The organism is Caballeronia sp. HLA56, assembly GCF_054655155.1.
Map to the genome: position 1 here is coordinate 718,050 of NZ_BAAHOB010000004.1, position 8,387 is coordinate 726,436.

General features: G+C 56.7%; 8 protein-coding genes and 1 pseudogene. 6 read left to right on the top strand and 3 right to left on the bottom strand.

Translation table 11 applies throughout. The features are described 5' to 3' along the window. Positions 1–85 precede the first annotated feature (85 nt). Positions 86–1,108: a FecR family protein gene (locus tag ACYQ47_RS19385; protein WP_459906492.1), complete on the bottom strand. Its 1,023-nt coding sequence runs from the start codon at positions 1,106–1,108 to the stop codon at positions 86–88. A 103-nt stretch (positions 1,109–1,211) separates the two neighbouring features. After that, positions 1,212–1,778 (bottom strand): sigma-70 family RNA polymerase sigma factor, encoded by a 567-nt coding sequence (locus tag ACYQ47_RS19390; RefSeq protein ID WP_459906493.1) that lies wholly within the window; start codon positions 1,776–1,778, stop codon positions 1,212–1,214. 236 nt (positions 1,779–2,014) lie between these two features. Between ACYQ47_RS19390 and ACYQ47_RS19395 the strand changes: the two genes are divergently transcribed. The 5 genes from ACYQ47_RS19395 to ACYQ47_RS19415 all read left to right on the top strand — a co-directional run bounded on the left by ACYQ47_RS19395 (position 2,015) and on the right by ACYQ47_RS19415 (position 8,035). Then, a complete protein-coding gene (locus ACYQ47_RS19395; protein WP_459906494.1) occupies positions 2,015–2,248 on the top strand; it encodes a hypothetical protein in 234 nt (77 codons plus the stop codon). 612 nt (positions 2,249–2,860) lie between these two features. Continuing rightward, a complete protein-coding gene (locus tag ACYQ47_RS19400) occupies positions 2,861–4,525 on the top strand; it encodes a hypothetical protein (protein ID WP_459906495.1) in 1,665 nt (554 codons plus the stop codon). Positions 4,526–5,015: 490 nt separating this feature from the next. Continuing rightward, positions 5,016–5,993, top strand: a complete 978-nt coding sequence (locus ACYQ47_RS19405; RefSeq protein ID WP_459906496.1) for a beta-propeller fold lactonase family protein — start codon at positions 5,016–5,018, stop codon at positions 5,991–5,993. 25 nt (positions 5,994–6,018) lie between these two features. Continuing rightward, complete coding sequence (locus ACYQ47_RS19410) at positions 6,019–7,143, top strand: hypothetical protein (RefSeq protein ID WP_459906497.1); 1,125 nt, start codon at positions 6,019–6,021, stop codon at positions 7,141–7,143. 631 nt (positions 7,144–7,774) lie between these two features. After that, positions 7,775–8,035, top strand: coding sequence for a hypothetical protein (locus ACYQ47_RS19415; protein ID WP_459906498.1), 261 nt, complete (start codon positions 7,775–7,777; stop codon positions 8,033–8,035). On the opposite strand, the pseudogene ACYQ47_RS19420 reads toward ACYQ47_RS19415, so the two are convergent. Further along, positions 7,997–8,146, bottom strand: a pseudogene (locus ACYQ47_RS19420) (integrase core domain-containing protein); the annotation flags it as partial. The gene ACYQ47_RS19415 and the pseudogene ACYQ47_RS19420 sit on opposite strands and share 39 nt — an antisense overlap. A 182-nt stretch (positions 8,147–8,328) precedes the next feature. On the opposite strand from ACYQ47_RS19420, the gene ACYQ47_RS19425 reads away from it, so the two are divergent. Beyond that, on the top strand, positions 8,329–8,387 hold a 59-nt coding region (locus ACYQ47_RS19425; RefSeq protein WP_459906523.1), incomplete at its 3' end, for a hypothetical protein.

Sequence of the window (8,387 nt, forward strand, 5' to 3'; positions counted from 1 at the left end):
GAAATTAAGACCATTACCGAAGAAGACGCATCGCTGCTGCGAACCCTGACATCGATGACGAACTTTTTTTGTGTGAATGCACGCCTCACGCGGCGCGCACGATTTCCGTCGCATCGCCGCGTGAGCGCACGCGTACCGGAAGCACGCGCTGCAAGGCGCGGATGAAGCTCGCGCTCTGCCGCACGTCGAAGCTGCCGGTCACCGCCATCGAAGCGACAACCGGATCGTCGATGACGACATGCAGCGGCGCATAGCGCTCGAATTCCTGCACCACGCGCGCGAGCGTCGTGTTGTCGAAGCTCACGCGGCCCTCGCGCCACGCGCCGACATCGCCCGGTGCAATCGATGCGATGCGGCCGAGCCGGCCCTCGGCGTCGGTGGCGACGGTCTGTCCTGCGACCAGTTCGACGCCGGGCGGGAGCGTCGATGCCACGCGCACGCGTCCTTCATCCACATCGACGCGCACGTTGCCGCGTTCCACGCCGGTATCGGTGCAGCGCACGGCAAAGCGCGTGCCGACCACGGTGACCGTCACGGTGCGCGCCAGTACGTTGAAGGGCGCATCGGGATTGGATTGCACCGCGAACATCGCTTGTCCGCGCGTCACATGCACCTCGCGACGGTCGGGAAAGAAGCGCGCTTCGAGATGCGTATCCGTATCGAGTTGCAGCGTGCTTCCATCGGGCAGCGAGACGGCGAGCAGCTCGCCGCGACGGGTATCGAAGCGCTGCGCATAGGTCGGCGTGTTGCGCCATTCGTCGCGCAGGAGTGTCCAGCCGAGCGCGCCGCCGACGGCTGCCACGGCCGTGCCCGCCAGGGCGAAGCGCGGCATGAACGAGCGTCGCGAGGACGATACGAGCGCGGGCGGTGCAAAGCCCGCCTTTAGACGCGCGATGTCCTCACGCGGCACGTCATCGAGCGCATGCCACGTTTCGGCGACGTGCGCGTAGGCGTCGCGGTGCGCCGTCGACTGTGCGAGCCACGCAGCAAAGGCGGCATCGTCCGGCGCGCCGGCTTTGGCCCGACGTCGCACGAACCACGTCGCGGCCTGCTGCTCGATGTCGAGGTCGGGCGGTGAAGCGTCGTTAGCTTGAATGGGTTGTCTCATTGTCTTGTCGTCAGCGCGCATGGGGATGAAGACGCATGACGAGGCCAATACCTGACATCGTGAGGTCCGGGTCGCAAGCGTTCAATCGTCGTTCAGTCGTGGTTTAGTCGTCGGCCGGGGCGAGCGTCGAGGTCGCGCCGTCCCACTCCGCCAGCCGTTGCCGGCACGCCAGCACACCGCGAATGATATGTTTTTCGACCATATTGCGCGTGATGCCCATGCGCTCGGCAATCTCGGCATGGCCCAGACCGTCGAAGCGATGCAGCACAAAGGCTTCGCGGCAGCGTGGCGGCAAGGCTTCGATCGCGGCGATCAGCATGGTGGTGCGCTGCGACGCCTCGCACGCATGCTCGGGCTGGCTTGAGACGTGGGCCGCGGGGTCGTCGTCATCGTCGAGCGGGCGGACATGCTGGGCGCGCACGCCGGCGCGCCGGAACGAATCGATGACGAGATTGCGGGCGGTCTGATAGAGCAGGCCACGCGGATCGCTGATCGGCGCGCCGGATTCGCGCAGCGACAGTACGCGGAGATAGCTTTCCTGAGCGATATCCAACGCGGTATCGGCGTCCTTCACCCGATGCGACAGGAAGCGCAACAGCGCGTGGTAATAGCGTTCGACCACTGGAAATGTTTTGTGTTGTTCGGGCTCAATCCAGCCGACGCCTGCCAAACGCAATGTGCATGATTAAGATGAGAATGATTATCGTTTAAGCTGTAGGAGGAGGCAAGTGGAATCGGGTGAGGGCGCCGATGTGGACCGCACATAAACGCGAATCGCAAGATCTCGAGCGACGCGTCCCTACCGGGCAGCTTGTCACCACCTGCGCGAGCGTTTAGGCCCAGCAACAGCCCAACGTCGGATGTCGACTGGATGTGTGGTATGACCGGGCAGCCAGTGGACAGCAGATGTTCGTCAATGATCCTGGATACCACGGAAAAACCATCATGAATCGTTTCCAATACCGCGCGTTTTATGAGTTCGACGGCGGTTGCCGCGCAGACCCACTGAGGCCTAAAAAGACGGCCGGCGAAGTTGCCGAAGCTTTGGCGCGGTTCCCGCTGGAATTGCAGCATTTCGTCGATCCCTCGGCAACGGTTGAGGTGCCGCACGTTCCAAATGACCCATATCCTCTCATGTGACTGTTGTTACACCGACGGACGAGCCGACGACAGATGAGGCTGTAAAGCGATGCCTCAACAGCCTCGACCCATTCGGCGCAAAGACCGACGCGATTTAGAAGGGAAAACTATGGCCGAGGGTAATGCGGAACGCGTAAGAGACGGAACCCAGATCGACCGAATGCGGAGCTATTACTACGATTGCATGACGAACACGGCAATGTCGCTCATCGCTGTTGCGTCAGTGCTGGTCTCGATCTGCGCGCTTCTAGTTGCGATAGTCGCATAAAAGCAATAGCAGATAGGAAACGGACAAAACTAGCATGATCAAATTTTTAGCCGCCGGCAGGATAGTGTTCACCCTTCGAGTACGACAACCGTTTAACCACTAGCTATGGGGAGCGTCGCTGACACCAATAAAAGAAGGGTGATCGAACCCTAAAAGATGAAGTTCGAGGCAGCGTCGTGTTATGTTGTTTTCACGAACATTTCAAATCTTGCATTTTTCGAAACGAAATATAAACTTTCAAATAATGCAGTGTCCACTTACATGCATTGTGTCAGATGGACCGATCAGGCCGACCAACAATTATTCGAAAGATGGCAATGCGAACAATGAAGAGAGCATCTTGCTTGACCGCAATTGCAACAATTGCCGCCACTCTGGCCGGATGCGGCGGATCACATCCTGATGACAATACACCTGAAGAGGCACTTGATTGCTCGAGCACGCCACAGGTCTCTGCGGTCTTAGGCTATCCAACATTCGCGGTCCAAGCCTCGACCTCGACAATAGATACGTGCTCGGTAATTGCGCATTATGATGCTGGCTACGCTATCGTTGCTGATGAGGAGCTGGATCCGTGGAGCGCGCCCGACTTAATGCCATCTGGTGAAACAATGTACGGCATACCAGCAGTCGATGCGCCCGCTTCCGAGGTCGCAATAGGCACCGTACCCGCGTCATCTGCAAGCCCCGAGGTGGCGGGAACCTTTTCAGCAAGACGCTATGTTCTTGCGAAATCCCCGGTTACCACCGGAACGCCCATTGAGTGCACGCTTGTAGATAGGGATGCCGAAGGATTGAATTCTCAAACCGACAGCTGTCTCGCGTCAATCCGATCGCAACAATCCTCTAGCACGTTCGACCTTTTGACGTCCGTTAAGGCCACCGGAGTGCCCGAAGAAGTAAGCCAAGGCAGCGCGACGCCTGATCCTACCGCATGGACGTTGCTTGGTGCGAGCAGCCAGCAAATCTCGCAGGACGTTGCATGGAAGGATGGTTGGACCGCGGAGGAACGCACAGGAAATGTGACGTTGACTCTCTTCGTTTATCGACTCAACTCCACCAATCAAAACGATTACTATCTGGTCAAGGCAAATTGGGGCCGAACGCCGGCAACAGCTACAGACGGCTTCTGGAGAATTGGAACCCCTTGGGGCTACTACAACAATTCTCACCAACTTCGTTTCAGTCTTCAGGTCAAACGTCCGGGTTCCACGTTGACGGGCCTTGTCGAAACATCTGCACCACAAACCGTTTCGAGAAACAAAACATATTCAACCAAGCTAGGCACGAATCTATCGTTCGGGGAAAAAGGGTTTGCAGCCGGCGTTTCGAACGAGGTGGCGGTTTCTTACTCCGCTCCCGGAATGACCATTTCAAGCTCGGTCGTTGGAAACTCTGTGCTTTTCGATGCCTTTCATGCGACCAGTGGAAAGGAAGTCTATGACAATGACCCGACCATCCGCGGAGGAGTTACTACAACTGTATGGGGACTTTTCAGCGTGCCGGCGTCGAGTACTCCACAGGATGACGATGTCGTTGTCAACATCGAACAGATGAGCGGCACTTTCGGATGGCGGGGACAGCAGATTATCTCTCCTGACATTGCTTTCCTCGCTCCCTATGTCGTGAAGCCATATACAGTTTCTTTCTCCACGCCGCATTTCAGCGTGCAGCTGCTTGATGAAAACGGCACGCCCCGCACGGTCCCGATCAGTCCAGCAGCCCCATTGCAGATGAGATCTGGACAAAGCTCAACATTGGCCGTGTCCTCTGTAAATAACGGTACGCCAGTGCGGTTGTCATGGCAGATCACCTCTTTACCTGCATGGTTGACCTCGTCAACGCCGCAGGGCGCGGTGAGTAACGGGGACGGCCGCATCTACCTTACCGCGAATGCGGGGGCCGCGGTGGGCGCGCTCGATTATGTGAGAATCAATACTGCGCCACGTGGGGCTGCTGCGAGCGTACGCGGAGGCGACATTGCGATACCGGTGCGAATCGTGCCATAGGGAAGTGGCCACGCTGGATTTCAGCGGTTTCTTGCTGTGTGCCGTTTGTATGTGAGCGAGTTTTTCTTTTCAGGCCACGGCTCGTCGACAATAGTAGCTCGCACATGTACAGACCAATTCCGAACGGGGGACGCACCGTTCTTGACTAAAGTTTCATGTAATTTTTCCGTTAACCAGTAACAGCCTATCTTTGATCCCTTGCGTTGTTGCACCGCGATGTGCAACCGCGCACGCGCAGCGACTACCAACCAAGAAGGAATCGTTCGCACGGTTGCAATCTTCCTGGCGTGCAGGCACTGCATTGCTTAAATCGCCGATACATCGCAGTCCAGGCGGAAACCGTAGATATTACACTTAGCAATGGCGACAGTAGTCTTTGATCGACACGAAGGCCAAGCGGGTTCTTACCCCATCCACTATGCGATTGCGCAACATTTGCGTTGGCCCAACAAACGCCTGATCTGAGCACTTTTTGACACGGAATAACAGCATGAGTCGCCTTCCACCTTGTAATGCGATGCGCGGCTTGAGTGGCCTGACAAAGGCACGATCTAGCTTCGGCATATTCGTGCTGTCGGTGATTATTCCGCTTTCTGCCTGCAACGGTGATGTTGCGACCAGCGCGCAATCGACGCCAGTTGCTGGCTACCTAACAATTGCAAACGCAAGCGCGAGCACGGCGATGTGTACAGTCTCGCTCTCGGGTGCGATCGACCAGTGTGAAATACTGCAAACGATTGGCCTCACCGCCCCGGGCAGCATCGATATGCAAGGACAGCGTGCATGGCTAACCGATCTGGCAACCAGTGCAATCGAGACTTGCCAGTTGAATGCGGGGGTGCTGTCAGGCTGTAAGGCATTCACGAGCAGCGCGTTGGTATCGCCGCTCGGCGTGGCCGTCGCCGGCAACACGCTTTATGCAAGCAATCAGGATAACAAAATGTCAGTTTGCGCGCTCGGCAGTAACGGCGAACCGCAAAGCTGCAAAACAGATACGGCGAATGGGACGCTCGACAATCCGTTGAACCTAGTTGCGCGCGGCTCGCGTCTGTTTGTCGCAAATCAGGACTCCAACACGGTTACCGTGTGCACAATCGGTACCGACGGCTCGTTATTAAACTGCACCGCGCAATCTGGTAACGGCGAGTTCGACCAACCGTCGGGTATAACCGCCACTGACACGGCGATCTACGTAACCAACATCGGCGACGACTCGCTGACAAGCTGCCCACTGTCCGCCATGGGCACTTTCGGCACCTGCAGCAAGTACCGCGATCCACTAAATTTGGACCGGCCGATGGATGTATCGGTGCACGGAGCGGTCGCTTATGTCACCAACATGGGCAATCACACGATTAGCCAGTGCACGCTTTCGCCCGGCGGCCGCGTGAGTCGTTGCGAGTCGGGAACCGCTGATGGCGTATTTGATCTGCCGGCTGGCATCGTGTTTTCGTCTGCTGGCTCGTGACATACCCACTTCCGGAATCGACGCAATGAAAAAGATTTTGTTGACCGCGATGGTATGGTTTGCGATGACCCACGCACAAGCAGGCACCGACGTGCTGCTTCACTTCGCCAACTTGTCGCAATACACTGCGACAGTCACCTTTACGCCTAGCGACAGCACATGTTGGTACGATACAGTGACGGACAAACGCATTGACAACTATGTAGACTTCTATACGCGTGTCTCGGTATCTGATACATCGTTTGTCGAGCCACTACTGCGCTTTAAATCAGCATTTGGTGCTCTCTCGCTCGGAGCTGCTTCAATTGTCGATATGAGCAGCGCGCCGCTCGCGCTGGCTTCGGCGAGTACGGGACGAGTGAACTCCGTCTTTGTACGTGGCGAAACGTCGGCAGCATTGACGCTAACGTCGAACAACTGCAAGGGTAAAACCTCCTCACGCGGGTTCAACATCCTGTTAAAGAATGACTCTGGCCGCGTGGTGAGCGCCCAACGCTATGTGTTGAGCGATCCCCCTGATGGTGCCTGGACCCTTAGCCGCACTAACCCGGACAACCCCGCAAATATCCTTGGCGTCATCACGCTTGGGTCGGCTGGTGAATACAGCCTGTCGAACGATTTGACCGACCTTAAGCAAATCCTCCCTTTCAGTGATGGAGGTGCCAACCGTTACCTCAAACGGGTATTGACCCGCGAAACGGTCAGTGAGCTGAGTCAAGATGCCCCCGACCGACTGGCCTTATATTACGTTTTTGTCGGAGAAAGCAAACAAAGACATCTGACCTTAGACCAGTTCGTGGCATTCAGGATTAATCAGGAAAAAGATTCTACACAGTCGTCGGATCTGTTGTACGGAGTGCTTGCGAAAGGCGAATTGCATCTCAAAGCAATACGAAAAGACACCAACGGTCACCAGGCGGTTGTGGCCGTTCCGGACCCTGCAGCGGCGTATGCGCAGATGGGTCTGAGTGACACCACATCGCGCTTAACAAGGGTCGATGGTCCAGAGGTTCGCGCATCGATTTGCGCACATTTTGAAGGCACGCTAGGTTTGTCGGAATGTCGAGTCGCAGGTGTCAGTTTGTCTATAATGCCGGGCGGCGCACTGGTCGCTTCGCCTCTACCAACCGTTGGATTCGGAAACAATTAAAAAATAGATGGAGACAACGCACACCGTTTAAAGCCGATTTCTATGTAGGCGTCGAGATGCTTTTCACGCACACAACAGCGAGTGCGGACGGAACGTCAGCCACGAAAGCAAAACGCGTTCGTCTTGCGATCGAGAGCGGCGGCCTCGGGCGACAGGAAGTGGCGTGGTAGCTACTTCTGTGCGCGGTGGCGACGTTGCTGCGCGAAGAAGGCGGCGTTTCGGCAGCGGTACAAAGCCTGTTTCGCCAGGGCGGAAGCACGGAAGGCATCGACGCGGCGGACCTCGATCTGCTCCACGAAGATGGGCGCATCTGAAAACAGCGCCAAATATGTCAAGAGTCATAAAAGAACTTCTGCACACAATCGTTCCCCCAACCGCAGCGACAGCGATCGTCGTTCCGCTTGGACTGAGCATCGCAAAGCTCGCGTCGTTGGCCGCGCACCACTTCGAAGCAAACGATCCGGGCAGTGGGATCATGATTACGTCGGAGAAGATCGAAGCAATGACTGTCTTTTTCCCGCTTCTTTTCTTGGCGTTTGGCGTCGTATTCGCGGGCGGTCCGCTGCTGTCCAAGCTGATTCGCAACGCGCTCCGTCGGGCAGGCTAAACAACGGAAAACAAGGACGGGACAATGAACGGTAAGCGTCAGCGTAAAACCGATTTGGCTTCGCTGCCTGGCACGCAGGAGCAGCAGGCCGGAATCTTAAATGCAAATGTCAACGACCTAGGCGCCTTGGGCGTCGCGCTCAAGGATGCCCTTACGACTGCGATAGGCAGTAAAGCCTTGGAGCGTGTGATCGTCGAAGCTGTTGACCTAAAAAATACAGTAGATGATGTTGGCCTGCCCGTTTTTCTAAGACCACTGCGTTCTAGCAATAAAGGCTTGGGTTGAATTTCTTTCTAAGCGCTGGCGGTACGCCAGCGGCGTGTCGTAGTTCAGGCTCGAATGCGGTCGAACCTCGTTGTAATGCCGTCGCCAATCGTCAATCACGATCTTGGCTTCAATGTATCCGTCAGCGCAACCCGTCTTGATTGTCCGTGTGCATGATGCGAAGGTTTGGCCATCGTAGTGATTGGAGTGATGCGATGGACGACGACGCGGTGGGCCAAGCTGCTGTGCGAACGCGCAAACGACGCCCTCGCCAAGGCGAAGCGTTCTGGCGAGAGATGGTGGCAGCATGGAAGATGAGCGGCGTCGGCACTCGACGTTTCTGTCGCGAACAAGGCCTGGCCGTCAGCACTTT